Genomic DNA, 26424 nt, shown 5'->3' with positions numbered 1-26424 from the left:
ATATCCTTAGCTTAGAAAATATACCCAAATAGGTAAAGAAATAAAGGCAAAAACTATACCAAAAGCTACAGAACTAACCGCTAAATTCGTATCAAGTTTTGCTTTCATAATCATAGCTGCAACCATTGTCATAGTAGGCATAGCTGATTCAAGTAAAGCAATGATAGAGCTAGGATTTAATTTGAAATTTAAAAGCTTTAAAAGCACTAAAAAGATTAAAGGTGTGAGTATCATTTTACCAAAAATGACTATTATAGTTGTTTTATAAGAAGTTTTTATACTTAAAAAGCCTAAATTTAAACCTATGGCAAAAAGTGCTATAGGTGTGGCACTAGCTCCAAGCATACGCAAAGGTTCAAAGATAAAATCAGGAAGTACAGTAAACTTAAAACAAAGTCCTAAAATCAAAGCAACAAAAGGTGGAAAAGTAAAAACTTTTTTAAGATTTTGCAAAAAGCTTACCTTTTGCTCGCTAGCTAAAGAGATGATAAAGGGAGCAAGTAAAGCTACGGGCAAAGAAGTAGCAAGCGCATCATAAAGGATAATCTCGCCCAAAAAATGAGGATCTTGATAAATTCCACTAATAATAGGTATACCTACAAATAAAGTATTTCCAAAGCTAGAAAGTAAAAAAATACTTACAAGAGTGCTTTTGCTAAATTTAAAGCAAAGAGCTAAAAATACACAACATAATGCTGAAACAATAGCACAACCCAACCCAAGCAATATAATAACAATCAAAGAAAAATCAAAATTTAAATGATAAGCGCGCTCAAAAATCAAGCAAGGCAAGGCAAAAATAATAGCAAAATCTAAAAAAGCGCGCGCTTGTTTTTGTTTTAAAATTTTGATTTTTTTAGCAAAATATCCACCAAAAAGCAAACAAAATATACTAAATAAGGAAGAAAAAATATACATTTTATTCTACTAAATTAAAAAGCTTTTGACTAAATTTTGTATGAGTAAATTCCATCCATCTACAAGCACAAATATCAAAAGTTTAAAAGGCATAGAAATCATAACAGGAGGTAGCATCATCATACCCATAGCCATTAATACCGAGCTTACTACCATATCAATAACCAAAAATGGCAAGAAAAGTAAAAAGCCTATTTCAAAAGCAGTTTTAAGCTCGCTTATCATAAAAGCCGGTACTAAAACTGTTAAAGGCACATCATCTATGGTTTTTGGATTTTCTAAATTTCTAATCCTATAAAAAAGCGCTAAGTCTTTTTCCCTAGTGTTTTTTAGCATAAAATCTTTAAAAGGCTTAACGCCTTTAGCAAAAGCTTCTTCATAACCTATTTGCTCAGCGATATAGGGCTTTATACCTTCATTGTATGATTTTGTAGCCACAGGCTCCATAATGAAAAAAGTTAAAATCAAAGCTAAGGTAACTAAAATAGTATTTGGTGGCATAGTTTGAGTACCAAGGGCTGTTCTTAAAAAAGAAAATACTACAACAAGTCTTAAAAAAGAAGTCATTACAAAAACAATGGTAGGTGCAAGAGCTAGTATGGTTAAAACTATAACTATATTTAGGGTTGTTACGAGTTGTTGTGGGCTATTTGGAGCACTAAGGCTTAAATTTACAGTTGGTATAGTTGCTTCAGCGCCTAAAAGAGCCAAGCTTGATAAAAATAAAGCTAGTAAAACCCTCAAAATATTTCCTTGGTTAAAATTAAAAGCGTTATTTTAGCAATTTTACTCTTAAAAGAATAAAAATGATTTTATAAAAATAAGAATTTTTACTTTAGCTTGTTAAAATAAGCAATAATTTTTAAAACAAAGGTAAATTATGAAAATTTCTGTGCTTATTTTGGCTGCTGGACTTGGCACGCGTATGAAATCACAAAATCCAAAAGTGCTTCAAAAAATTTGCTCAAAAGCAATGATTTTACATATTTTAAAACAAGCATATAAAATTAGTGATGATGTATGTGTGGTGCTTTCTCATCAAAAAGAAAAGGTTGAGCAAGTTGTTTTAGAGCATTTTTCAAATACACGCTTTTTAGAGCAAGACTTGCAAAATTTTCCAGGTACTGCAGGGGCTTTAAGGGGTTATGAGAGTAAGCATGAAAAAGTTTTGATTTTATGTGGTGATATGCCTTTAGTTAAGGCAGATGATTTAGAAAAAATAGCTTTAAATGAAAGTGATTTTAATGTGGCAGTTTTTGAGGCAAAAGATCCAAAAAGTTATGGAAGAATAGTATTAAAAGAAAATAAAATTCAAAAAATAGTAGAAACAAAAGATGCAAGCAAAGAAGAACTTGCTATAAACATCTGCAATAGTGGTGTTTATGCTATAAAAGCACAAATTTTAAAAGAAGTATTGCCTTTGATAAAAAATGATAACAAAGCCAAAGAATATTATTTAACCGATGCGGTTTATTTAGCAAAAGAAAAGGGCTATGAAATCGATGCAGTGTTTGTAAATGAGCAAGATTTTATGGGGGTGAATGATAAAATTGAGCTTTGCCTAGCTCAAGATCTTATGCAAGAAGCGATTAAAAAAGAATGGATGAAGCAAGGCGTGATTTTTCACATGCCTGCGACGACTTTTATTTCAGATGAGGTTGAGTTTGTAGGTGAGTGTGAAGTATATGAAAATGTGCGTATAGAAGGAAAATCAAAAATCATTAATTCTATCATTAAAAGTTCAAGTGTGATTGAAGATAGTATAGTGGAAAATAGCGATGTAGGGCCTTTGGCGCATTTGCGTCCAAAATGCCAGTTCAAAAATACCCATATAGGAAATTTCGTAGAATGTAAAAATGCTTTATTAAATGGAGTTAAAGCAGGGCATTTGAGTTATTTGGGTGATTGTGAAATAGATGAGGGAACTAATATAGGTTGTGGTACTATCACTTGTAATTATGATGGGGTTAAAAAACATAAAACTAAAATAGGTAAAAATGTTTTTGTAGGTTCAGATACGCAATTTATCGCTCCGGTTGAAATAAAAGATGAGGTAATCATCGCAGCAGGAAGTACTGTGTGTAAGGATGTAGAAAAAGGCTCTTTACATATCAATAGGGCAAAAGTGCAAATCATAGAAGATTTTTACTATAAAAAACTAGGTAAAAAATGAAAACAATCTTACTAGCAGTAAGTGGAAGCATAGCCTTTTATAAAGCTTATGAGCTTATTTCTTTATTAAAAAAAGAAGGCTTTAGGGTTAAAGTTTTGCTAAGTCAAGGAGTTTTAAAATTTGGCACTAAGCTTAGCTTTGAAGCTTTAGCAGATGAAATTTTATGTGAAGATAATGAAAGTTGGCAAAATACTAATAATCATATAGCCTTTAGTAAGACTTGTGATTGTGTGCTTTTTGCGCCTGCTAGTATAAACTCTATTAATAAATTAAACTATGGTATAGCGGATAATTTATTTATTCAAACTTTAATAGCAGTAGATAAAAATAAACCATTTTTAATCGCACCCGCTGCAAATACAAACATGTATTTACATTTTAGCACTCAAAATTCTTTAAAAAATTTAAAAGAGCAAGGTTATATTATCATTGATTCTATAGTTAAAACTCTAGCTTGTAAAGATGAGGGCTTAGGAGCTTTGGCTGAGCTTGATAGTATTATAAATGCTTTAAAAAAAAGTCTAATGCAAGAAGATTTTTTTAAAGATAAAAGTTTTGTTATAAGCGGTGGTGGGACTAAAGAAAAAATTGATGATGTAAGATGTATTAGTAATTTTTCAAGTGGAAAAATGGCAAAGGCGGTTGCTGATGCTTTGTATTTTTTAGGTGCTAAAGTAGTGTTAGTTAGCTCAGTAGAGTTTAAAACACCTTATAAATTAGAAAAATTTAAATCTTCTTTAGAATTAAAAGAAAAATTGCAAAAATACAAAGAATTTGATGCTTTAATTATGGCTGCTGCTGTGAGTGATTTTACTCTTGAGGCTTATAAGGGTAAGATTAAGAAAAATGAGCATTTAAACGGACTTGATTTAAAATTAAAGTTGAATGAAGACATCTTAAAAAATTTAGATTTTAAAGGTAAAAAAATAGGCTTTAAGATGGAATTTGATGCGCAAAATGCTTTAGAAAATGCTAAAAAATCTTTAGTTAGTAAAAATTTAGATATGGTGTGTTTAAATGTCTTAAATGAGCAAATGAACTTTGGAGGTGATGAAAATAGCATTTGTTTTATCACTAAAGATAGTATTTCTCAAAGTTCTAAACAAAGCAAAGAAAAACTTGGCTTTATTTTGGCACAAGAATTAAGGAAACTTTGGTGAATATCATCAACTCAACTTTACCTGTAAGAATGCAAATTTTGGAAAAACGTGCATATAATCGCTATGTATTGCTTTTAAACACTAAAAAGCTTGAAACAAAAAGTTTGATAGAGCTTGAAGTAGGGGAGGAGTATTTAGCTGAAGTTTATGAAAATAAAGGCGTGATTTCTTTTAAAAATCTTTTGAAAAAGCCTAAAATTAGACTTTTTGAAGAAGGGGCTGAACTTATAGAAAAGCTTTTGCAAGAAGGTGATGAAAAAGCTTGGTATAAAAAATTCATTATTCAAAGGCTTATAGAAAGTAAAAGCGCATATGAGTTTGAAATTTATAAGGAAATGTTTTTCGCATTTTTTGAAGGAATTTATCATATACCTTTTGTTTATGAGGGAAATAGGGCTTTATTTGAAGCTAAGAAAAATGGAAATATTTTAGAGGTGTATTTGTATTTTGAAATTTTTGGTGCTTTAAAAATTATAATTGATAATGGTAAAATCACACGCATACAAACACCTTTTGCTAAAGTAGCGCATTTTTTAAATGAGTATTTTAAATTTGAAGTAGTTAATACGCTTAATCCTATGTTTGTTTTTAGAAGATTGATGGATATAAAGGGATAGAATGAATGAGTTAAAACATCTTGCTGTGGTAATGGATGGCAATAGAAGATGGGCTAGAAAAAATGGACTTTTAGAAAAAATTGGCTATAGTCAAGGTGCTAAAGTTGTTGAAAAAATCATAGAAGTATGTATAGATGAAAAAATTCAAAATCTAACCCTTTATGCTTTTAGTACAGAAAATTGGCAAAGACCAAAAGAAGAAGTGGAGTTTCTTTTTAAGCTATTAAATAAATATCTTGATGAGTCTTTGAATAAATTTATAGCCAATGAAGTGCGTTTTAAAGCCATAGGAAATTTAAATCTTTTAGATGAATTAACCTTAAAAAAAATACAAAATTTTCAAGAACAAACTAAAAATTACACAAAATTATGCGTTAATTTAGCTATTTCTTACGGAGGCAAGGATGAAATAGTTAGAGCGGTTAAAAAGGTGATTGAAAAAAATCTTGAAATTAATGAAGCAAATATACAAGCAAATCTTGACTTAAGCGAGGATGTGGATTTGTTTTTAAGGGTAGGGAGTGCTAAAAGAATTTCAAATTTTTTATTATGGCAGTCAAGTTATGCAGAAATTTATTTTAGTCAAACCTTATTTCCTGCACTTACTAAAAAAGAAATCGCAAATATTATTACTGAGTTTAAAAAACGCAAAAGAACCTTTGGTAAATGATAATTTTCTTTTTATTACTAGGACTTTGCGTGGGTTCTTTTGTTAATGTTTTGGTTTTAAGAACGATCAATAAAGAAAGTATAATAAGTCCAAGATCAAAATGTCCTAAGTGTCTTAAAACTTTGAAATTTTATCATCTTTTTCCTTTGTTATCTTTTGTATTTTTAAAAGGCAAATGTGCTTTTTGTAAGGAAAAAATTTCTTTGATTTATCCTTTTAATGAATTTATTTGTGCGTGTTTGTTTGTCTTTGCTTTTTATTTAATCGAAGATCTTTTTCAAATTTTAATTTTTGCTTGTATGCTAGCTATATTATTAGCGCTTTCTTGGATGGATTATTATCTAAAAGCAGTGAGTGAGCTTTGGCTTTGGATTTTATTTATTTTAGCTTTTTGTTTTGATTTTTTACAAAATGGCTTAAATTTAGAGGATTTTCAAGATAGCTTTTTATTTCGAGTGTGTTTTGGGGCGGGGTTAATTTTCATACTAAAAAGTGTGATTAATTTTATTAAAAATTTTAAAAAAAGAGATGAAATTTTAGAAAGTTTAGGGGAAGGTGATGTTATAATAATAGCTTTGATTTTTGGAATTTTTGGCTATGAAAAAGGCTTTTTGATTTTATTTATTGCAAGTTTTTTAAGTCTTTTGATGTTTATAAAAATAGCCAAGAAAGATTACAAATGCCTATGATTCCTTTTTTATTTTGCGGAATTTTGATTAATCTAAGTATAGAAAGTATATTATGAAACTAGTTTATAAGTATTTGCTTAATCAGTTTTTAAGCACAATGTTGTCTTTATTTTTTACTTTATTTATTATTGTTTCGATTATATTTTTTATACAACTTGCTAAAATTACTGCTTATATTGAAATTACTTTTTTTGAATTAATCAAATTATATATTTTTCTTTTACCAAAGATATTGATTTTTACTTTACCCATATCTTTTTTCATAGCTTTGACTTTGGCATTTTATAGGCTTTCTAGGGAAAATGAAAGCACGGTGTTATTTGCTTTGAGTATAGCTCCAAGTATGATAGCAAGTTTTTTTGCAAAAATTGCAGCTTTGGTAAGTGCTTTTATGCTTGTGGTGGTTTTGGTTTTTATACCTATATCTTTTGAACTTTTTGATAATTTTGTAGATTATAAAAAAATTAGCGCTAAAGTAAGTATAAAAACAGGAGAATTTGGACAAAGATATGGGGAATGGCTTGTTTTTATTGATGCTAAAAATTCTGATGAAACTTATAAAAATATCATAATGTATCATCCAAAGAAAAATCTACAAGATAAAGAACAAGTGATTTTGGCCAAAGAAGGAAAGTTAGAAACAAATGATGGGGTTATTACTTTTAAGCTAGATGAGGGAAAAGCTTATGAGATTAAAGAAGAAGATTGGCATATTTCTAGTTTTAAAAATTTATTAATTAAAAGCAAACTTTCTTCTAAAGAATTAAATACTCAAAGTTTTTATGGGTATTGGTCTGATGTAACAAGCAATAAAGAAAAAGCAAAAGAATTTGTTATTTATATTCTTATAGCTTTATTTCCTTTGGCTAGTGTGCTTTTTGCACTCTCTTTTGGTATAGTAACTTATCGTTATGAAAAAGGTTTTGCTTATTTTGGAATTTTTGTGATTATTTTTGCTTATTTTACGCTTTTGATTAGTTTTTACAATCCTCCTTTTGTAGCTATTGCTGTGATTTTTTCAAGTTTTTTAATTACTTCTTTGTTTTATTTTAAAGCAAAAATTGCAAGTAAGTATTAATGCTTTTAAAATTAACTTTTTCTTATGATGGTTCTAAATTTCAAGGTTCAGCTACCCAGCCACACAAGCTTAGTATCCAAGATACCTTAGCGCAAGCCTTGTCGCATTTGGGTATTTATGAAAAGCCTTTATTTGCTTCAAGAACTGATAAAGGTGTGCATGCATTTAATGCAGTTGCTTGTGTTAAAGCGGGAGAACATTTTAAAGATTTTGTATATTTAAAAAATAAAATCAATCATTTTGCGCACCCATTTATACATATAAAGCATATTCAAAGAATGCAAGAAAATTTCCAAGTGCGTTTTGATGTGCAAAAAAGAGCATATCGCTATATTATAAGTCATGAAAAATACAATCCTTTTTTAGCCTCTTATGTACATTTTTATCCAAAAATAAATATTGAATTGGCCAAGGAAATTGCATTTTTATTTGAAGGAGAGTATGACTTTAAACTTTTTCAAAAAGAAGGCTCTGATAATAAAACAAGTATAAGAAAAATGTATAAAACTAGAGTTTATGCTTATAAAAATTACACTGTGTTTTATTTTGAAGCAAATGGCTTTTTAAGATCACAAATTAGAATGATGATGGCAAGCATTTTAAAAGTATTAGAAGGAAAAATGAGCAAAAATGAGCTTTTAGAGCAAATTAATGCTAAAAAAGCTCATTGTAGATTTTTAGCTCCTGCTAGTGGTTTATATTTGAGTAAGATTTCTTATTATAATAATGCATGATTTTTTTATGTATAAAAAATGAAAAAAGAATGATTAAAGTCCCCATACAAAAAGGTAGCAGCTCTACATCTACTCCAAAAATACTCATATTGATAAAAATACTTATAGGTATAATGGCATTATTCATCAAGGCTAAAACCCCACTATCTACTTCCGTAGAGCCTTTATTCCATAAAAAATATCCAAGTCCCGAAGCAATAGTCCCAAGATAAATCAAGGCTATCCAAGAACTTAAATTGGATGGTAAATTATTATAATCTCCAAAAAATAAAAAAGCAGGTAAGGTTATACTGGTTGCGCCTAGATAAAAATAAGCAAAGGCTTCTTTTTGGCTTAAATTTGTATTTTTTTCTAATAAAATTTTATAAAAACTTTGTCCAGCACCAAATACTAAATTAGCTCCTTGAATAAGTAAAAATCCATATAAAAAATTAGAGTTAATATTATCAAATTTAACTACAAAAGCACCCATAATGCATATAAAAATACTTATAAAATATAAATATCTAAGATTTTTTGAAAAAAGCCCATAAAAAAGCACAACGTAAAAAGGTGTAAAAATCGTAAAAAGCGCTACTTCGCTTACACTTAAATATAAAAAAGAATGATAATAAAATAAATTCATCACGCCAAGTTGCAAAGCCCCAATGCTTATGAGTTTTAGTTTTAAATGCAAATTTAGCTTAAAATTTAAAAAAGGTAAAAATACCAATAAAGATAAAAAAACTTTTGCAAATGCTGCAAAAAAACTATCCATTTCTAAGGTAATAAAATGCCCAATTAATGGAAAAGAAAAAGCCCAAATAAAACTTGCTAGCAATAAGCTTGGCATTTTAAAGTACGCTTTCTAATTTAAGTAAAGTTTCTTTGATAAATAAACCACCATTGTATCCACCTAAGTGATTTTTAGCTACTACTCTATGGCAAGGTATAAAAATTGCAAGTTTATTTTTAGAATTTGCATTGCCTACTGCTCTAAAAGCTTTTGGATGATTGATAAAAGAAGCAATTTCTTGATAAGTTTTAGTTTGTCCATAAGGAATTTTTATCAAAGCTTTATATACCTTTTGTTCAAATTCGCTTCCCTGAAGAGCTAAGGGAGTGCTAAAAGTAAAAAGCTTTTTGTTAAAATAAAGGTCTAGTTCTTCTAAGGCTTGTTCTAAAACAGGGTGTTTATCTTTGGTAAAATCAGGCTTATATATAGCAAAATCAACATTAATAAGCTTATCTTTATCACTTTGTAAAAGAATATAAGCAAAACTAGCTTTATAAAAACTTTGATACATATTTTTCCTTATTTAAAAGCAAGCATTGTATGAATTTTAAATTAATTAATTGTTATTAAAGCAAAAATTTAGTTAAAATAGTGATTTAATTTATATTCAAGGAAAATATTTGAAGATTTTATTATTTAGTTTGATTATAAGTTTAAATGCTTTAGCTTTGGATTATACTTGTGAGTATGTTAAGGAAAATAAGGCTGATTTTTTTAAAGAGTTTGAGCCAAAAAATACACAAGATTTTTCTCAAGTGGATTTAAATTGCGCTTTTTCTTTAAAAAATCATCAAATCACAAAAAGATTATATGAACTTGCTAATGAAATTAGAGGAAGCAATAGTGCTTGTATGGGTGGAGAATACTTTAGTGATTTGAGAAAATTTGATTTTAAATTATTAGAAATTGCACTTGATCCACAAGGCTATCAAAAGACTTTACAAGATCCTATAATACTTGAAGAAAAATTTGCAAAATTAAAAGCGTATTTTAGATATTGGGCTTATCAAAGCATTGGAAATTTTAAACTTTTTAAGGAATTTTGGAAAGAATATAATAATGCGATTAACCCTCTAACAAGATATTTTCAAAAGGAATTTAATTTAGATAAAGCAAGTGCAATTTATTTTGCTAGTAATGCTTTGAATGAATTTTTAAACTGGGCAGTTGGCGAGACTAAAATCTTTAAAGATATTTCAGATTTTGAAAAATTTGTAGCTAATAAAAATAATTCTTTGGAGCAGATTAAAGAGTATATTTATACTAAAAAAATTAGTAATTTAGAATTAAACAATGGTTTTAAATCAGCCTTGTTAAATAATAGAGAAAGTGAGATTATAAGAGAATTTATTAAATTGGGTGTAAAAATAAATGAAGGTTATGAGTCTGCTTTATTTTTTGCACTAGATAATGCAGAAAATGTTAAGCTTTTGCTTGAAAATGAAGCGGTGGTTGATTATAAAAATTCTTTTGGAAAAACACCTTTGTTTTATGCTGTTGAATATAACAACTATAAGATTGCCAAGCTTTTGCTTGAAAATGGTGCAAATGTAAATCAAAAATACATTAATGATAATGAAAAACTTTCTATTGCCAGTATGGGAAGCAATACGCCATATTTTATCACCTTATGTGCGCTTGAGCATACTTCTAAAAATATCTTTATGCATGGAGCAAATTATGCTGATGTAAAAATGCTTAAGTTGCTTATAGATTATAAAGCTAATTATAAAGAAATAGATGATTTAGGATTTAATGCTCTTGATTTTGCTATCATTGCAAAAAAAGAAGAAAATATTAAATTTTTAAAAAAACTTGGTTTAAAAGAAAATGAAAATTTGATGTTGTATGAAGAGGCTCAACCATGAAAATTGCTTTAATAACAGGGGTAAGTTCAGGTTTTGGACTAGAGAGTTTAAAAGCCTTAATAGAACTTGATTATAAGGTTATAGCCATAGCAAGACGTAAAGAAAGGTTAGAAAAACTACAAGAGCTTTATGGGGATAAAATTTATCCTATCGTGCTTGATGTTAGGGATAAACAAGCGGTTTTTACAGCAATTGAAAATTTACCTCAAGATTTACAAAATATTTCTTTACTTGTTAATAATGCAGGTCTTGCTTTGGGTTTAAATGAGTTTGATTCTTTGGATATTGAAGATATTGAAGCCATGGTAGACACTAATATCAAAGGCTTTTTATATATAGCAAGAGCTACTTTACCTTTACTTAGAAAGGCAAAAAATGCTCATGTGGTTAATCTTGGTTCAATTGCGGCAAATGTGCCTTATTATGGAGGTAATGTTTATTGTGGTACGAAAGCTTTTGTGGCACAATTTTCTAAAGCTTTAAGAACAGATTTGCGCGGAAGTAATATAAAGGTAACAAATATAGCTCCAGGGCTTTGTAAAACTGAATTTAGTGAAGTGAGATTTAAAGGTGATATTAAAAAGGCTGATGAGGTTTATGAAAATACTAAATATATTAAAGCTGAAGATATAGCAAAAATTATTACTTTTATTATTAGCTTGCCTGAGCATATTAATATTAACGAAATTGAACTTATGCCTGTGACTCAAACATGGGCAGGAACTTTTAGCGAGAAAATATAAAAACTTAAGGAAAAATATGAAAATTTTTTATTTATTATTAGCTCCTTTATTGTTATTTGCTGATGCACAAGCAAATGCAGAACTTTTTGGAGTTTGGACGCTTTTACCACCGGTGATAGCTATTATTTTAGCTTTTATCACTAAAGATGTAGTGCTTTCGTTGTTTATTGGTGCATTAAGTGGTACTTTTATGCTAGGACTTATTGAAAATAGCATTTATCATGCTATTATTGCTTCTTTTACAGGCTTTATTTCTAAAGTGGTAAATGCCATGGCAAGTCCTGGTAATGCAGGAATTTTATTGCAAGTTTTAACTATAGGTGGGGTTGTAGCTCTTATTACTAAAACAGGTGGTACTAAAGCTGTGGCTGTTTGGCTTTCTACTAAAGCTAAGCAGGCAAAAAGCTCACAATTTGCTACTTGGTGTATGGGGATTTTTATTTTCTTTGATGATTATGCTAATTCATTAATTGTAGGTCCTATCATGCGCCCGGTAACAGATAAATTTAGAGTAAGTCGTGAAAAACTTGCTTTTATTATGGATGCAACTGCAGCGCCAATTACCGGTCTTGCTATCATTTCTACTTGGATAGGACTTGAAATTTCTTTAATTCGTAGCGGATATGATTTAATCGATAATGCAACTTTTGCGCATTTAGGTATAGTAAAAGAAGAAATCAATGCTTTTGAAATCTTTGTACAAACCTTACCTTATAGATTTTATAATCTTTTTATGCTGATTTTTGTTGTTTTAACTATTTATACAGGTAGAGAATTTGGACCTATGTTAAAAGCTGAGCTTAGAGCTAGAGCGGGTAAATTTTCTCATGGTCACGAGCAAATTGATAATATAGAAGATAAGGTTTTAGAGCCAAAAGAGCATGTGAAATTACAAGCTTCTAATGCTATTATACCTTTAGCTGTTTTGATTGTATTTTCATTTATAGGTTTTTATTTTAGTGGTTATAATGCTCTAGATGATGCGAGTATTAAAGCACAAATTGATGCAGCACCGCTTAGTTTATTTGCTTTTAGAGAAACTTTTGGTGCAGCTGATGCTTCGGTTGTATTATTTCAAGCAGCACTTTTAGCTACCATAGTAGCTATTATTTTAGGAATGTATAGAAAAATATTTACTTTAAAAGAAGCTATTGCGGTTTGGACCCATGGTTGGAGAACTATGATTATGACTGTGATTATTTTACTTTGTGCATGGTCATTAGCTTCTGTGATTAAGGATTTAGGAACTTCTAAATATTTAATTGATTTATTTTCAGATAAAACGCCTATTTACTTGCTTCCTACGGCAATTTTTATTTTTGCTTCTATTATTTCTTTTTCAACAGGAACTAGTTATGGGACTATGGGTATTTTAATGCCTTTAGCTATTCCTTTAGCTATGGCTGTTGGTGTTCATAATGAATTAAGCGGAGCAGAGTTGCACCAATATATGATTATTAATATTTCAGGGGTTTTAACAGGAGCTATTTTTGGAGATCATTGCTCGCCAATTTCTGATACAACTATACTTTCATCTATGGGAAGTAAGTGTGATCTTTTAGCTCATGTTAGCACGCAAATGCCTTATGCTTTGAGTGTTTGTGCTATTAGTATACTTTGTGGTTATTTACCAGTAGCACTAGGACTTAATGTATGGCTAGGGCTTGTTTTTGGAATCTTAGCTATGATAGCTTTACTTTTTGTAGTTGGCAAAAAGGTAGATGCATAGATGCATTTTGAAGAAAAAATTGCTTTAAATAAAGCATTGTTTTCTTCTTTATATGATAAAGAAATTCAGTGCTTTAAATCACCTTTAAAAGCTTATAGAACTAGGGCAGAATTTTCTATATATCATCATGAAAATGGGGAAATTTCTTATGCAATGTTTGAAAATAAGAAAAAAAATCCTATTGAAAAATTTGATATAGCAGATGAAAAAATTCAAGACTGTATGCCTATTTTATTAAATAATCTAAATGAAAATTTAAAACATAAGCTTTTTGGAGTAGAGTTTTTAGCTACAAAATTAGATTTAAGTATTACTTTGCTTTTTCATAAAAATATAGAGTTAATTGTACAAGATTTACAAGAATTAGCAGAAAAATTAAATCTCAAACTCATAGCAAGAAGCAGGGGTAAAAAACTTGTATTTAATGGAGAAAATTTAAGACAAGCTTTAAAAATCAATACAAATGAATTTTTATATGAGTTTAATAATGATTGTTTTATCCAGCCTAATACTTTTATCAATGAAAAGATGATTGAATGGGTTGTATCTTGCATTGGAAGTGATTTTAAACAAGATTTATTAGAGCTTTATTGTGGTTATGGAAATTTTACCATAGCTTTAGCAAGAAATTTTAACAAAGTTTTGGCAACTGAAATTTCTAAAAAAAATATCGAATTTGCTTTAAAAAATTGTGTTTTAAATTCTATTGAAAATATAACTTTTACAAGACTTTCTAGTGAAGAGTTGAGTCAAGCTTTGAAAAAAGAAAGAGAATTTAACCGTTTAAAAAACATAGATTTAGATAGCTTTAAAATATCTCATGTCTTGGTTGATCCTCCAAGAGCAGGGCTTGATCTAAGCGTGATTGAACTTATTAAAAATTATGAAAATATCATTTATATTTCGTGTAATCCTATCACTTTAAAAGAAAATCTTGAAATCTTGTGTCAAAGTCATGAAATTTTAAATTTAGCCTTTTTTGATCAATTTGCTAATACTCCTCATCTTGAATGTGGGGTGCATTTAAAAATAAAAGCTTAGTATAAGTTAGAATTTATACAAGCTTTGTTATTATAAAAATAGTTGATTTAATCAATTAATTTTTATAAAGGATTTCTTATTTTATTTCAAAAAATTACTTATACAAATAGAAAAATACTCTATAAAGTCAATGAAATTTTAAAACCCTTTGGATTAAAATCAAGTGATTGGAGGGTTTTTGTATATTTAAATCAGCATGGCTATAGTACTTTAGCTCCAATATGTGAGTTTTATCAGATGGATAAAGCTATACTTTCTAGAGTTGTTTCTAAATTAGCAAAACTTGAATATATACAGTTTTTAAAAGCAGATGATAAAAGAGAAAAAATCATTACTTTAAGCGCTAAAGGTAAGGAAATTTTTTTAGATGCAAATGCTTATATAAGAAAATATGAAAGAAATATTTTAGATATCTTAGATGTAAAAGATCAAGAAAGACTTTTAAAATTACTTGATTATATCAATGAGAAAATTTAAAAGGTTTTTTCATGGGATTAAGTAAAAAATATAATTTATTTAATATAAATTTTTTCTGTATTTTTGGGATAAATTTTGCTATTTGTCTTGTTTTTTATATGAGTACTATTTCTAGTACAGATTATGTTTTAGGTGTTTTAAACCTTCAAACTAGCACCGCAGGTCTTATTATGGGAGCTTTTGTTATAGGCGCTTTGCTATCTAGACTTTATTTTGGTTCTATAATTGATGATGTTAATATAAAAAAGGTTATAGTGTTTTCGCTTTTGTTTTATCTTTTTATTAATTTAATGTATTTGAAATTTTATAATGTATATTTTTTGATTTTGATACGCTTTTTAGCAGGGATTTGCTATGGAATTTGTTCTTGTGCTTGTGGGGCAGCTATTGCTAGGATAATACCTAGCAATAAAAGAGGAGTTGGTATAGGATATTATGCTACAAGTGTTGTTTTAACTTCAGCTTTAGGTCCTTTTTTGGCCATAAAACTTGACTCTATCAATCAATTTTGGCTTAGTTTTTTAATAGCTTGTTTGAGTATTGTCTTTGCATTGGTTTTGTCTATTTTTTTAAAAGTAAGAAGATTTAAAAAACATCATCATATAAAAAGAAAATTTAGTATTTATAATTATTTTGAAAAATCAGTTTTAAATTTAGCCTTGGTAACCTTTTTGCTTGCATGCCCTTTTGGCGCTATTATAGCTTATATGAGTGCTTATACCCAAAGGTTAAATTTAGCTTTTGCTGGATCTATGTTTTTTGTGATATATGCTGGATTTTCTATGATTTTTAGACCACTTGCTGGTAAAGTGTTTGATAAATATGGTGCTAATATTGTGATGATTTTTTCTTTTTTGAGTTTTATAGTATGTTTGCTTTTACTTGCTTTTGCATTAAATTTTTATATGATTATTTTAGCTGGAGTTTTTTGTGCGTTAGGTTATGCTAATGCTACTTCAAGTGCTCAAGCTTTAGCTATAAAACTTGCACCTAAAGAAAAAATGGGCTTGGCTAATTCTACATTTTTTATAGCCTTAGATTTTGGTATAGGAGTGAGTCCTTATTTGTTAGGCATTATAGAGCCAAGTATAGGTTTTGCTAATGTTTATGCTTTTTGTGCTTTATTAGTTGCAATGGCTTTGATTTTGTATTGTTTGTTGGTTGTAAAAAAAGCTTCTTGTTAATTTGATTTTAGATACAATGCTTTAAAAAGGAAAAAGCATTGTGTGATAGTTATAAAATACTAAGTACTATGAAAAATATAGCCATCATAGGACTTAGCCCTAATCAAGATAAACCTTCTCATTTTGTAAGCAAATATTTACAAGATTTAGGTTATAAAATTTATCCTATCTACCCTAAAGAAGATTTTATTTTAAATGAAAGAGTTTATAGAAACTTAAAAGAAATCCCTTTTGAAGTTGATACGGTTGTAATGTTTAGAAAAGCAAGTTTTGCAAATGAAATTTTTGAAGATCTTTTGAGTAAAAAGATTAAAAATTTTTGGATGCAACTTGGCATTATCAATGAAGAAATAATGCAAAAATGTAAAAAATATGGTATAAATTGCGTTCAAGATCGTTGCATTAAAATAGAACTACAAAAAGGATAATCATGGTTGAATTAAATAAAATTTATCAAGCAAAACAAAAAATCGCAGATTTTGTATTAAAAACCCCTTTTGTGCACTCTTCTTTTTTGAGTGAGTTTTTGGAAACTGATGTTTTTTTAAAATGTGAAAATTTGCAAAAAACAGGTGCTTATAAAATCAGAGGAGCTTATAATACAATAGCTAATTTAACTAAAGAACAAAAACAAGCAGGTGTAATAGCTGCAAGCGCAGGAAATCACGCACAAGGAGTAGCAATTAGTGCTAAAAAATTTGGCATAGAAGCTGTGATTGTTATGCCTGAAGCTACGCCTTTATTAAAAGTAAGTGCGACTAAAAATTTAGGCGCAAAAGTGATTTTAAAAGGGGATAATTTTGACGAGGCTTATGCTTATGCACTAAATTATGCTAGAGAGCATCATTTAAATTTCATTCATCCTTTTGAGAATGAAAGTATTATAGCAGGACAAGGCACTTTAATGCTTGAAATGCTTGATGAAATAAGTGATTTGGATATGATTTTAGCTCCAGTTGGAGGAGGGGGTTTGATTAGTGGAGTGGCAAGTGCTGCTAAGCAAATTAATCCTGCTATAAAAGTTATCGGAGTGAGTGCTAAGGGAGCTCCTGCGATGTATGAGAGTTTTAAAAGTAAAAAAATGATTAATTCAAAAGCTGTTAGAACTATAGCTGATGGTATAGCAGTGCGTGATGTGAATAAAATTAATTTTGATATTATTCTTGAATGTGTTGATGATTTTATTCAAGTTGATGATGAAGAAATAGCTAATGCGGTATTGTATTTACTTGAAAAACACAAAATAACAGTTGAAGGAGCAGGAGCATCAGCAGTAGCTGCACTTTTGCATAAAAAAATAGATTTAAAAAATCATAAGAAAATCGGTGTGGTTTTAAGTGGTGGAAATATTGATGTACAAATGTTAAATATTATTATAGAAAAAGGCTTATTTAAAGCTTTTAGAAAAATGCTTATTAATGTTACTTTAGTTGATAAACCAGGGGCTTTAAGTACTTTAAGTGATGCAATTAAGGAAGCTCAGGCTAATATAGTTAAAATTGACTATGATAGATTTTCAACCAAGCTTGAATATGGTGATGCAATGATTTCAATTACCTTAGAAACTAAAGGAAAAGAGCATCAAGAATTAGTTAGAAAGATACTTTATGATAAAGGTTTTAATTTTAATGAAATTTTATGATATATTAAATATAATATTTTTTAAATAAAACCAAAAAAAGGGTAAAAGTGTCACAAGAGAAAATTTTAGAACCAGATACACTAATAACTTCTAAAACAGATTTAAAAGGAGATATCATTTATGCTAATGATGATTTTTTAAAATATGCTGGTTATAAAATGAATGAGATTTTGTATAAACCACATAATATTGTGCGTCATCCTGACATGCCAAAAACGGTTTTTAAATGTTTGTGGAATTATATACAAGATGGAAAAGAAATTTTTGCCTTTGTAAAAAATAAAACCAAGCAAAATGATTATTATTGGGTTTTTACTAATGTTACAGCTTCATTTGATAATCAAGGAAATATTATAAATTATTATTCAGTAAGAAGAAAACCTAAAAGAGAGGCCATACCGGTTATAGAGCAAGTTTACAAGGTTTTACTAGAAGCTGAAAAAACTGGAGGTATAAAAGCTGGAGTGAATGAACTTATGAAGATAGTTAATTCTTATGGTATGAGTTATAATCAGCTAATTTTAGAGCTTCAAAAATAATTTTATAAAAATATTTAAAAAATGTTTTTACAAAAAAGGTATAATCGGTCTGATTAATTTAAATTTAAGGAATTTATCTATGTCTTTGGAAAAAGTTCTAACTTCAGATGTTTTAATAACATCAAAAACCAATTTAAAAGGTGAAATTATTTATGCCAATGAGGATTTTTTAAAATACTCTGATTATAAAATTGATGAAATTTTATATAAACCTCATAGTATTATGCGTCATCCTGATATGCCAAGAACTGTTTTTAAATATTTATGGGATAATATTCAAATGAAAAGAGAGGTTTTTGCTTTTGTAAAAAATAAAACAAAATTTAATGATTATTATTGGGTTTTTGCAAACATAACAGCTTCTTGTGATTCTAATGAAAATATTTTAAATTATTATTCAGTAAGAAGAAAGCCTAAAGCAGAGGCTGTTAAAACAATAGAAGAAATTTATAAAGTTCTTATAAGAAAAGAAAAGGAAGGCGGTATAAAAGCAGGACTTGAAGAACTAAATGCTGTAGTAAAATCTTATGGGATGAGCTACAATGAATTAATAATGCAAATTCAAAAATAAAAGGATGTTGATGAAAAATATAGTATTAGTTGGTATTGGTCTGGGTATTTTATCTTGTGCAAATTCTATATATTTTATGGATTTTATTTCTTTTGGGTTTTCTTTGGCTTTGTTATTATTGTTTGCTTTTGCTTTTGTTGTTTTAAAAAAAGAAGATCAATTTAGTGATAAAATCTTAGATCTTAGCAGAGAATTAAAAAATGGTAATTTTGATTCAAGAATTGTATATATTAAATGTAGCAATAAAAAACTTAAAGAAATTGCGGATAATCTTAATAATACTATAGATGGTTTAGAAGCTTATTTGAGAGAAATTAATACTTCTATTGCTTGTTCTCAAAAGGGTGAGTATTTTAGAAGAGCTATTCCTGAAGGTTTAAAAGGAATTTTTGTTCATAATATTAACTTTATCAATAAAGCCTTAGATGATATAGAAAAAACAGGAAAATCTGTTTTTAAAAATGCTTTATCAAGAGAATTGATGGATTTGAGTTTAAATAGTCAAAATAAAAATTTAAATGACTTATCTTCTGCTTTAAATGGTATTATTAAGTTGATGAGAGAAGTTTTTGGTGATATTAAAATAATATCAGATACTGCTCAAAAGAATGGTTTAGAAGTGGGTAATTTGCAAGATTCGATTTCTTCTATGATGCAAGTAGCCGATGAGAGTAAAAAAGCTGTTGATACTTTTGCCTCAAATGCCCAAAGTATTAATGCAATTGTAGAAGTTATTAGAGATATAGCAGATCAAACTAATCTTCTTGCACTAAATGCAGCTATTGAGGCTGCTCGTGCGGGTGAACATGGAAGAGGCTTTGCTGTGGTTGCAGATGAGGTAAGACAACTTGCTGAAAAAACACAAAAAGCAACTGGCGAGATTACCTTGGCAATTCAAGTAATGAATCAAGAAATTGGCTCAATACAAGAAAATAGTGAAAAGGTATTTGATATCGCAAATTCTTCTAATAGCAAAATCGCTGATTTTAGTGAAGCATTTAGAGAATTAGAGGATAAAAGTTCTCATTTAGGAAAAGAATTTGTAAATTTTGCTTCTGATTTGACTTTATCGGCTATGAAAATAGATCATATTTTATATAAATCAGATGTTTATCTAACTCTTAATGGTTCTCAGCAAAATCTACAAAATCTTGATCCAATCTCTAGTCTATGTAAAGATGAAGATGCAAAAAGTATTTTCTGTCCTTTAATCTCTCAAAATGAAATGGATTCCAAGAGTGAAAAAATACAATACTCTGCAAATAAAGCTATAGAAATAGCTAAAAAAGAAAATATTTCAAAAGAAGATTATGATTCAATTATTAGTGACATAAGAGAGTTGGAAAAAGATAGTAAATTAATTATGGATAAACTAGAAGCTTAATAAGCTTCTAGTTTTTACACAAGAGCTATTTTTAATACTTCATTTAAAGTTTTTACCCCAATTATTTTCATATTTTTTATTACTTCCTCTGGGATATCTTTTAAATCTCTTTCGTAGTTTTTATGTGGAATAATAGCCGTTTTAATATCAGCTTTATAAGCAGCAATTAATTTTTCTTTTAAACCACCTATTGGTAAAACATTACCCATTAGGTCAATCTCTCCTGTCATTGCAACATCAGATCTTACTTTTTTGTCACTAAAAATAGAGGCAATAGCTGTAGTGATTGTTATGCCTGCACTTGGCCCATCTTTTGGTGTTGCACCATCTGGAACATGAATATGAAGATTGTATTGATTGTAAATGCTTTCATCTTTTTTATAAAAAAGATTTTTTGGTGTTTTGATTTGTTCTTCATCAATTAAATTTTTAATAAGACTTTGAGCAATTTTTGCTGATTCTTTCATCACATCACCCAAACTTCCTGTAAGAGTTAACTCACCTTTACCTTTGATTTTAATAGCTTCTATTTTTAAAACATCTCCACCCACTGCAGTCCATGCAAGTCCATTTACTTGACCGATTTTATTTTCTTTTTCATGTTTTTCTATTTCAAAGACTTTTTTGTTTAAAAAATCTTTTAAATTTTTAGTATTAATATGAATGTTTTTAATATTTTCTTCCAAAAGAAGTTTTTTAACACATTTTCTACAAACTTCAGCAATCTTTCTTCTTAAATTTCTTACACCTGATTCTCTGGTATATTCACTGACTATTAATTCTATAGCTTCATCATCAAAGCTAATTTCTTTTTCTTTTAGTCCATGTTTTTTTATTTCATCAGGTATGAGATAGTTTTTAGCTATTTGGAATTTTTCTTGAGGGGTGTAAGAGCTAAGCTCTATAAATTCCATTCTATCTTTTAAAGCAGGTGGGATTAAACTTGCATCATTTGCAGTAGCTATGAAAATAATTTTACTTAAATCAATGTTGAAATTTAGGTAATAATCTCTAAATTTAGTATTTTGTTCAGGATCTAAGATTTCAAGTAAAACTGCACTTGGGTCTCCTCTATGGTTGCGACTTAGTTTATCAATCTCATCAAGCACTACTACAGGATTACTTTGTTTAGCTTCTATAAGTCCTTGTATAATGCGTCCTGGCATAGCTCCTATATAGGTTCTTCTATGCCCTCTTAATTCATTTACATCTTCTAAACCGCCTAAAGCTATGCGTACTAATTCCCTTTTTAGTGCTTTTGCAACTGAATTTGCTAAGGAAGTCTTACCAACACCTGGAGGTCCAACCAAACACAAGATAACTTTAGCACCATCTCTATCTTTAATTTTGCGTTTTTCTAAAAGCTCTTTTACTGCAAAATATTCTTCAATACGTTCTTTTGGTTTCTCTAGGGCATAGTGATCACTATTGAGTTGTAAAGATACATCTTTTAAATTTAGTTTTTTCTTTGAAGAGTGTTCAAAAGGTATGTCTAAAACCGTTTCTATGTAAGTTTGCACCATAGAGGCTTCTGAGTTATCTTGATGAATTCTTTCGTATTTTTGAATTTGTTTTTTGATTTCTTTATAAGCTTCTTCATACATAAAAGCTTTTTTCTTTTCTAATTTTTTATTATATTCTTCTACTTCGCTTTCTTTTTGTATGTCACTTCCAAGCTCTCTTTGAATTTGCTTGAGCTGTTCTTTTAGGAAATATTCTTTATTGACTTTATCTATTTTAGAATGAACTTTGTTTTTGATTTCTTTTTGAATTTTATTTGCTTCAATTTCTTTAGCTAAATAATCAATTAAATTTAAAAGCTTGGTTTCTAAATTAGTTTCGATGAAAAATTCATACGCTTGTTGTTTTTTGATTTTAATGGAATTTAGTATTAAATCACAAATTCTACCAGGCTCGACATCTTCTTCTATGGTTCTTAAAAGATCGGGTGGAAAATAATGACTCACGGTAGATAAAGCCTTAGCTTTTTCTCTTACTACTTCGATGATTGCTTCTTTTTTTGTGCTGCATAATGGTTCTTGGTGGATTAAATCAACTAGAGCAAGTAAGGGGTCATCTGAAATTTTTTCAACTATCTTAGCTTTGGCATAACCTTGAAATAAAATTTTAATTCTACCATCAGGCAATGGAACTTTTCTCATAATGGTTCCAATAACCCCGCAATCATAAATTTCATCAAAACCACGTCCGCCTTCAATCTTAGATGGTGCTACAAAAATCATGCTTTCATTTTGTAAAGCAGTATCTAAGGCTTTGATATTTTGCATATCATTTAAAAAAATTGGTGTTATCATAAAAGGGTATAAAAAAAGCTCATCTTCCACAAGAACAGGAAGTTTTGTTGGATAGTTTTGAGTATTTTCTAATTTCATTACATTATACCTTCTTCAAATATTTTTCTATACCATGGAAGTTCTGGTTTAATCATATCGATTTTATTAAAATCGGAATTTTCTATTTTTTGCTTATAAATCTCATAGCTTTGCTCTTTATTTTTTTTATGATATAACTCTGCTATGCTGGTATCAAGGTAAAAAACCGCAAGATTAAATTTAGTAAGCATGGTGTCAATTAAATCATTATATTGCACATTAGGATAGCTTTGATTGTATTCTTTGATTTCTTCTATTGTTTTTAACATTAGTGCTTGATTACGATTTGGAACAGCAAAAGAGTCAAATTTGGCTTTGATTTTTAAATATCTTATATAAGCTACATTTTGTGAATCACCAAATTTATTTAAATATTCATCAAGATAAAAATTTGCCATTTCATACTCTTCTTCACTAATGTGAGCTTGAGCCAATATAAGCAAAGTTTGTTCTAATAATGGATCAGCTATATGTTCAGCTGCCATTGAAGTATAATGTTTATCAGCTGCTTCAAGATTTTTTTCTTGTAAATCTTTTATAATTTGTTGATACCATTCCATCGAACTTAGATTATACAAATCTTCGGCTTTTTTTGAGCTGCATGCCCCTAAAAATAAACCTGCGATAATAAACGAAAAAATAAAAAGTTTTTTCATGATGTTACCTTATAAATTTATATAGTTTATAATTATAGTGTTTTTATGTTTATGAAAATGTTAATTTTTGAATTAAAATTATAATCAAAAAGTTTTAATTAGCATAATTTAAAAAGTTGGAACTAAAATTGCTTTATGAGTTGTAATTTCTTAGTCAATAGATTTTAGGAGGCAAAATGAACTTAGAGGTTAAATGTCCTATTTTGGGGTTTGAAGATACCAAAAATATGAACTTTTATAAAATAGATGAGGTTTTTTATAGACTTAAAAGCCTTGATGGTAAAGATTTTTCTTTTGTGATGATTGATCCTTATATGATCCGTCCTGATTATGATTTTGAAGTACCTGATTATTATCAAGAATTATTAGCTTTAAATGAACAAACTAATTTTGGTGTATTTGTTATTGTCGCTATTAATGAGCCATTAGAAGAATCTACAGTTAATTTTTTAGCACCTGTTGTGATGAATTATGATAATAATTCTTTAGTACAAGTGATTTTAGATACAAGCAAATATCCTAATTATTTTCAATCTGAAAAGATTTCAGCTTTTATTAAACAAGCAAAATAATGTCTGAAATTTATATCTTAGGAAATGGCGCTATGGCAAGTGCTATAGCTAAAGGTTTAAAAGATACTTATAAAGTAGTTATTGTTGCTAGGGATTTAAAAAAAGCTAGTAGCTTAAATTTAGAAGTTTTATCTTATGAAGAATTTGATTTAGAAGATAAAAATGTTATTTTAGCATTTAAACCTTATGCTTTAGAAGAAGTAGCTGTTAAATTAAAAGGCAAGGCAAGATGGCTTATTTCAGTTTTAGCAAATACTACTTTTGAGCAACTTCATTGTGTTAATGCGCAAAATTATATAAAAATCATGCCAAATACAGCAGCTGAATTTAAAGCCTCAGCGACTGCGTATTTGATGGAAAATGATTTATATAAAGATGAAATTTTATCTTTGTTAAATACTTTTGGTAAAGCCATAGGTTTGCAAAATGAAAAAGAATTTGATGTGGCTATGGTTTTAAGTGGCTGTGCTCCTGCGTTTTTGGCTTTGGTAGCAGAAAGTTTAGCAAATGCAGGTGTGAAAAATGGTCTAAAAAATGAGCTTAGTTATGAGCTTACTCGTGCTTGTTTTGAAAGCTTTAGTGCTTTATTTAATCATACACATCCTGCTATTATTAAAGAAAAAATTTGTTCTCCAGCAGGAGTGACTATAAGAGGAGTTGAGGCTTTAGAAAAAAGAGCTTTGCGCGGTGCTTTTTTTGAAGCTTTTAATGTAAGTTTAAACAAATGAAGCAAGCTTTTAGTCTCCTAGAGCTTGCTTTTTGTATTGTAATTTTATCTTTTGTTTTTGGATCTTATTATCTTATATTTGCAAATAAATCTTTAAATATTATATGGCAAAATCAAATCCTTTTTAATGAAGAAAAAGAATTATTTATGCAAAATCCTTCATATAAAGCAAAAGAAGTAAATATAAATACTTATAACTTTTTAGAATACACTAGTGATGAGTTTAAACTCAAATCTTTAAAAATAAAAGATTTATCCTATAAAGAAGCCTTTATAGATGAAAAAAGCTTTTAGTTTATTAGAGCTTGTGCTAAGCCTTGTTATCTTGGGTGTATTGATTGTTATCTTAAGCAATCCGGCTATACATCTTTATAATCATAGTTACAAAATTAAAAATTCCAACACAGTATTTTTAAATTTAAATCAAACTTTGCTTAGTATGGAAAAAATTTATCATTCTTGTTTAAATGCGACATTGACAAGTAGTTCTTTTGAGTGCTATATGAGTGCAAATGATGATATTTTTTATGATGTATCATTGAAAAAATTAAACTTTAGTGGCATTATTTTAGAAAACAATGAAAGTTTTTTTAGTCCAAAAAGCAATTTACATTTTATAGAAAATGGAAATTCTAAAGGAATTTTAAGTAATTATAAAGATATCCATAGCGAAAAAAAGTTAAAAATATATGCTAATGATTATATGTATTTTTATGATATAAAAAATTCAAAAATTTATAAAGCATTAGTGAATGATAGAGAGAAAATCCATTTTAATAATGAGAAATTTAGTGGATTTTATACTATTTTATATGCTTATGTTAGAGTATATTTAGAAAATGAAAATATTTATATGCAAATAGATGATTTAAATCATAACAAACGATCTTTTTTACTAGCTCAAAATATTTCAAAGCTTATTTTCAAGCAAGATGATAAGGCACTAAAAGTTTTAATATGCGATAAAAGTCAAAATGAATGTTTATTTAAGTGGATGTTTTTATGAAAAAATCGTTTGCTATGGTTTATACAATATCTTTTATTTTATTTATCTCTTTTGTTATGGTATTTATAATAAAAATTTCTTCATATTCTCCAAGAATTATGAAAGATTTAACTCTTTATACTCAAGGAAAGATTTTGCTTTATGATACAAAAGAGCTTTCTAAATATTTTTTATATCAAGCCTATTTAGAGGGTAAAGAATGTTTAAATGAATATAATTTTGAATATAATAATATAAAAATACGAATTGATTATGCTTATCCTTTGGGTGAGTGTAAAGGATATAAATTGATAGCAAATGATGCTAATGCAAAAAGCATTATAGCGGTAAATATTAGTGTGTTGCTAAATGATAATAAAGCGGTAAATGAAGAAGTGTTTTTACAAAAAAGTTTTTTTGTTTATCCTAAATTAGATTGAATGTAAGTTTGAACTCCAATAGCTATCATTTTTACCCCCATAGCCATAATAAAAACTAAAGCAATACGTGAAAAAACATAAAGTACAAGCTTTCCTATGACTTTTTCAATGGTAGCTGAAAAGTGAAATAAAGCAAAAATAAAAGCAAAGGTAAGTAGTATAGAAGCTATAGCTATAGTTAAATTTTGATCTTCTGAAATAACCACTATCGTTGAAAGTGTTCCAGGTCCTACTAGCATAGGAAATGCCATTGGAACTATACTTTTTTTCAATAATTCTTTATGACTTAATCCTTGATAATGTTGAAATTGAGAACTTGATGGAGTAAAAAGTAAGTTTTTAGTACTCATAATGATTAAAATCAAACCACCCGCAACTCGTAAATCATTAATATCTATTTTAAATAAATATTTCATAATAAACGGTCCAGAAAGTAAAAAAACTAAAACAATACAAAATGCAGTATAAATGATATTTCTAAAAAGTTTTTTTCTCGTATCAGCATCTAAGCCCTCAGTCATTGCGATAAATTGTGGAAGATTTCCAAAAGGATTTAAGACTGCTATAATAGCAACAGAAGCAAGTAAAATAGCATAAATTTCAGATTCTATATCTGAAAACATAAGACAACCTTTTATTTTCCCAAGCTTTTAAGCTTG

General features: G+C 28.4%; 30 protein-coding genes. 23 read left to right on the top strand and 7 right to left on the bottom strand.

All coding sequences use genetic code 11. The features are described 5' to 3' along the window. Positions 1-6: 6 nt before the first annotated feature. Together L8X30_RS01950 and fliP are read right to left on the bottom strand one after the other, a co-directional pair. On the bottom strand, positions 7-918 hold the full coding sequence (locus L8X30_RS01950) for an AEC family transporter (RefSeq protein ID WP_263678730.1): 912 nt from the start codon (positions 916-918) through the stop codon (positions 7-9). Positions 919-927: 9 nt separating this feature from the next. After that, positions 928-1662, bottom strand: a complete 735-nt coding sequence (fliP, locus tag L8X30_RS01945) for a flagellar type III secretion system pore protein FliP (RefSeq protein ID WP_263678729.1) — start codon at positions 1660-1662, stop codon at positions 928-930. A gap of 136 nt (positions 1663-1798) precedes the next feature. On the opposite strand from fliP, the gene glmU reads away from it, so the two are divergent. The 7 genes from glmU to truA are packed head-to-tail and all read left to right on the top strand — an operon-like array spanning position 1799 to position 8039. Then, a complete protein-coding gene (gene glmU / locus L8X30_RS01940) occupies positions 1799-3091 on the top strand; it encodes a bifunctional UDP-N-acetylglucosamine diphosphorylase/glucosamine-1-phosphate N-acetyltransferase GlmU (RefSeq protein ID WP_263678728.1) in 1293 nt (430 codons plus the stop codon). Further along, entirely contained in the window at positions 3088-4251 is a 1164-nt protein-coding gene (coaBC, locus tag L8X30_RS01935; RefSeq protein WP_263678727.1) for a bifunctional phosphopantothenoylcysteine decarboxylase/phosphopantothenate--cysteine ligase CoaBC, read from the top strand. Before glmU ends, coaBC begins: the two co-directional genes overlap by 4 nt. After that, entirely contained in the window at positions 4248-4868 is a 621-nt protein-coding gene (locus L8X30_RS01930) for a hypothetical protein (protein ID WP_263678725.1), read from the top strand. Before coaBC ends, L8X30_RS01930 begins: the two co-directional genes overlap by 4 nt. Position 4869: 1 nt before the next feature. Then, positions 4870-5538: a polyprenyl diphosphate synthase gene (gene uppS / locus L8X30_RS01925; RefSeq protein WP_039618564.1), complete on the top strand. Its 669-nt coding sequence runs from the start codon at positions 4870-4872 to the stop codon at positions 5536-5538. Further along, positions 5535-6227: a prepilin peptidase gene (locus L8X30_RS01920; protein ID WP_263678723.1), complete on the top strand. Its 693-nt coding sequence runs from the start codon at positions 5535-5537 to the stop codon at positions 6225-6227. Before uppS ends, L8X30_RS01920 begins: the two co-directional genes overlap by 4 nt. A 52-nt stretch (positions 6228-6279) precedes the next feature. After that, complete coding sequence (locus L8X30_RS01915; RefSeq protein WP_115645724.1) at positions 6280-7305, top strand: LptF/LptG family permease; 1026 nt, start codon at positions 6280-6282, stop codon at positions 7303-7305. Further along, the gene (truA, locus tag L8X30_RS01910; RefSeq protein WP_263678721.1) at positions 7305-8039 is read left to right on the top strand and encodes a tRNA pseudouridine(38-40) synthase TruA; all 735 of its coding nucleotides are present in this window, start codon (positions 7305-7307) and stop codon (positions 8037-8039) included. The genes L8X30_RS01915 and truA overlap by 1 nt, the downstream gene beginning before the upstream one ends. Here truA and L8X30_RS01905 read toward each other — a convergent pair. Both L8X30_RS01905 and L8X30_RS01900 read right to left on the bottom strand, forming a co-directional pair. Then, on the bottom strand, positions 7993-8871 hold the full coding sequence (locus L8X30_RS01905; protein WP_263678720.1) for an EamA family transporter: 879 nt from the start codon (positions 8869-8871) through the stop codon (positions 7993-7995). The two genes, truA and L8X30_RS01905, sit on opposite strands and share 47 nt — an antisense overlap. A 1-nt stretch (position 8872) precedes the next feature. Next, complete coding sequence (locus L8X30_RS01900; protein ID WP_263678718.1) at positions 8873-9325, bottom strand: methylated-DNA--[protein]-cysteine S-methyltransferase; 453 nt, start codon at positions 9323-9325, stop codon at positions 8873-8875. 109 nt (positions 9326-9434) lie between these two features. Here L8X30_RS01900 and L8X30_RS01895 point away from each other — a divergent pair, with 109 nt between their 5' ends. The 11 genes from L8X30_RS01895 to L8X30_RS07910 all read left to right on the top strand — a co-directional run bounded on the left by L8X30_RS01895 (position 9435) and on the right by L8X30_RS07910 (position 19992). Next, complete coding sequence (locus tag L8X30_RS01895; protein ID WP_263678717.1) at positions 9435-10682, top strand: ankyrin repeat domain-containing protein; 1248 nt, start codon at positions 9435-9437, stop codon at positions 10680-10682. Then, on the top strand, positions 10679-11425 hold the full coding sequence (locus tag L8X30_RS01890) for an SDR family NAD(P)-dependent oxidoreductase (protein WP_263678716.1): 747 nt from the start codon (positions 10679-10681) through the stop codon (positions 11423-11425). The genes L8X30_RS01895 and L8X30_RS01890 overlap by 4 nt, the downstream gene beginning before the upstream one ends. Before the next feature lie 16 nt (positions 11426-11441). Continuing rightward, positions 11442-13154, top strand: a complete 1713-nt coding sequence (locus tag L8X30_RS01885; protein WP_263663159.1) for a Na+/H+ antiporter NhaC family protein — start codon at positions 11442-11444, stop codon at positions 13152-13154. Further along, positions 13155-14195 carry a tRNA (uridine(54)-C5)-methyltransferase TrmA gene (trmA, locus tag L8X30_RS01880; RefSeq protein ID WP_263678715.1) on the top strand — a complete coding sequence of 347 codons (1041 nt, stop codon included), beginning with the start codon at positions 13155-13157 and terminating at the stop codon, positions 14193-14195. Between the two features lie 54 nt (positions 14196-14249). After that, positions 14250-14672: a MarR family winged helix-turn-helix transcriptional regulator gene (locus L8X30_RS01875; protein WP_318529742.1), complete on the top strand. Its 423-nt coding sequence runs from the start codon at positions 14250-14252 to the stop codon at positions 14670-14672. 11 nt (positions 14673-14683) lie between these two features. Further along, the gene (locus L8X30_RS01870; RefSeq protein ID WP_263678714.1) at positions 14684-15856 is read left to right on the top strand and encodes an MFS transporter; all 1173 of its coding nucleotides are present in this window, start codon (positions 14684-14686) and stop codon (positions 15854-15856) included. Between the two features lie 68 nt (positions 15857-15924). After that, positions 15925-16284: a CoA-binding protein gene (locus L8X30_RS01865; protein ID WP_052243414.1), complete on the top strand. Its 360-nt coding sequence runs from the start codon at positions 15925-15927 to the stop codon at positions 16282-16284. Positions 16285-16286: 2 nt separating this feature from the next. After that, positions 16287-17498 (top strand): threonine ammonia-lyase, encoded by a 1212-nt coding sequence (ilvA, locus tag L8X30_RS01860; RefSeq protein ID WP_263678713.1) that lies wholly within the window; start codon positions 16287-16289, stop codon positions 17496-17498. A 47-nt stretch (positions 17499-17545) separates the two neighbouring features. Beyond that, a complete protein-coding gene (locus tag L8X30_RS01855; protein WP_263678712.1) occupies positions 17546-18037 on the top strand; it encodes a PAS domain-containing protein in 492 nt (163 codons plus the stop codon). Positions 18038-18116: 79 nt separating this feature from the next. Continuing rightward, the gene (locus tag L8X30_RS01850) at positions 18117-18608 is read left to right on the top strand and encodes a PAS domain-containing protein (protein WP_263678711.1); all 492 of its coding nucleotides are present in this window, start codon (positions 18117-18119) and stop codon (positions 18606-18608) included. A 4-nt stretch (positions 18609-18612) separates the two neighbouring features. Next, positions 18613-19992: a methyl-accepting chemotaxis protein gene (locus L8X30_RS07910; RefSeq protein ID WP_412175493.1), complete on the top strand. Its 1380-nt coding sequence runs from the start codon at positions 18613-18615 to the stop codon at positions 19990-19992. 14 nt (positions 19993-20006) lie between these two features. Here L8X30_RS07910 and lon read toward each other — a convergent pair whose 3' ends face one another. After that, positions 20007-22385 carry an endopeptidase La gene (lon, locus tag L8X30_RS01840; protein ID WP_263663166.1) on the bottom strand — a complete coding sequence of 793 codons (2379 nt, stop codon included), beginning with the start codon at positions 22383-22385 and terminating at the stop codon, positions 20007-20009. Beyond that, positions 22385-23041, bottom strand: coding sequence for an outer membrane protein assembly factor BamD (gene bamD, locus L8X30_RS01835; RefSeq protein WP_263678709.1), 657 nt, complete (start codon positions 23039-23041; stop codon positions 22385-22387). The genes lon and bamD overlap by 1 nt, the downstream gene beginning before the upstream one ends. Before the next feature lie 176 nt (positions 23042-23217). On the opposite strand from bamD, the gene fliW reads away from it, so the two are divergent. The 5 genes from fliW to L8X30_RS01810 are packed head-to-tail and all read left to right on the top strand — an operon-like array spanning position 23218 to position 25765. After that, the gene (gene fliW, locus L8X30_RS01830) at positions 23218-23613 is read left to right on the top strand and encodes a flagellar assembly protein FliW (protein ID WP_263663168.1); all 396 of its coding nucleotides are present in this window, start codon (positions 23218-23220) and stop codon (positions 23611-23613) included. Then, positions 23613-24341, top strand: a complete 729-nt coding sequence (locus L8X30_RS01825; RefSeq protein ID WP_263678707.1) for a pyrroline-5-carboxylate reductase — start codon at positions 23613-23615, stop codon at positions 24339-24341. The genes fliW and L8X30_RS01825 overlap by 1 nt, the downstream gene beginning before the upstream one ends. Further along, complete coding sequence (locus L8X30_RS01820) at positions 24338-24634, top strand: hypothetical protein (protein ID WP_039618527.1); 297 nt, start codon at positions 24338-24340, stop codon at positions 24632-24634. The genes L8X30_RS01825 and L8X30_RS01820 overlap by 4 nt, the downstream gene beginning before the upstream one ends. Further along, a complete protein-coding gene (locus tag L8X30_RS01815; RefSeq protein ID WP_263678706.1) occupies positions 24618-25346 on the top strand; it encodes a prepilin-type N-terminal cleavage/methylation domain-containing protein in 729 nt (242 codons plus the stop codon). Before L8X30_RS01820 ends, L8X30_RS01815 begins: the two co-directional genes overlap by 17 nt. Next, a complete protein-coding gene (locus L8X30_RS01810; RefSeq protein WP_263678705.1) occupies positions 25343-25765 on the top strand; it encodes a hypothetical protein in 423 nt (140 codons plus the stop codon). Before L8X30_RS01815 ends, L8X30_RS01810 begins: the two co-directional genes overlap by 4 nt. Here L8X30_RS01810 and L8X30_RS01805 read toward each other — a convergent pair. Next, complete coding sequence (locus L8X30_RS01805; RefSeq protein ID WP_263678703.1) at positions 25747-26388, bottom strand: MarC family protein; 642 nt, start codon at positions 26386-26388, stop codon at positions 25747-25749. The genes L8X30_RS01810 and L8X30_RS01805 overlap by 19 nt on opposite strands. Positions 26389-26424: the final 36 nt, after the last annotated feature.

The sequence above is a fragment of the Campylobacter sp. CNRCH_2015_0338h genome (genome assembly GCF_025772785.1).
Lineage (GTDB): Bacteria > Campylobacterota > Campylobacteria > Campylobacterales > Campylobacteraceae > Campylobacter_D.
Note: the sequence above shows the minus strand (reverse complement) of the source record. Positions and strands in the feature narration are given on the sequence as shown.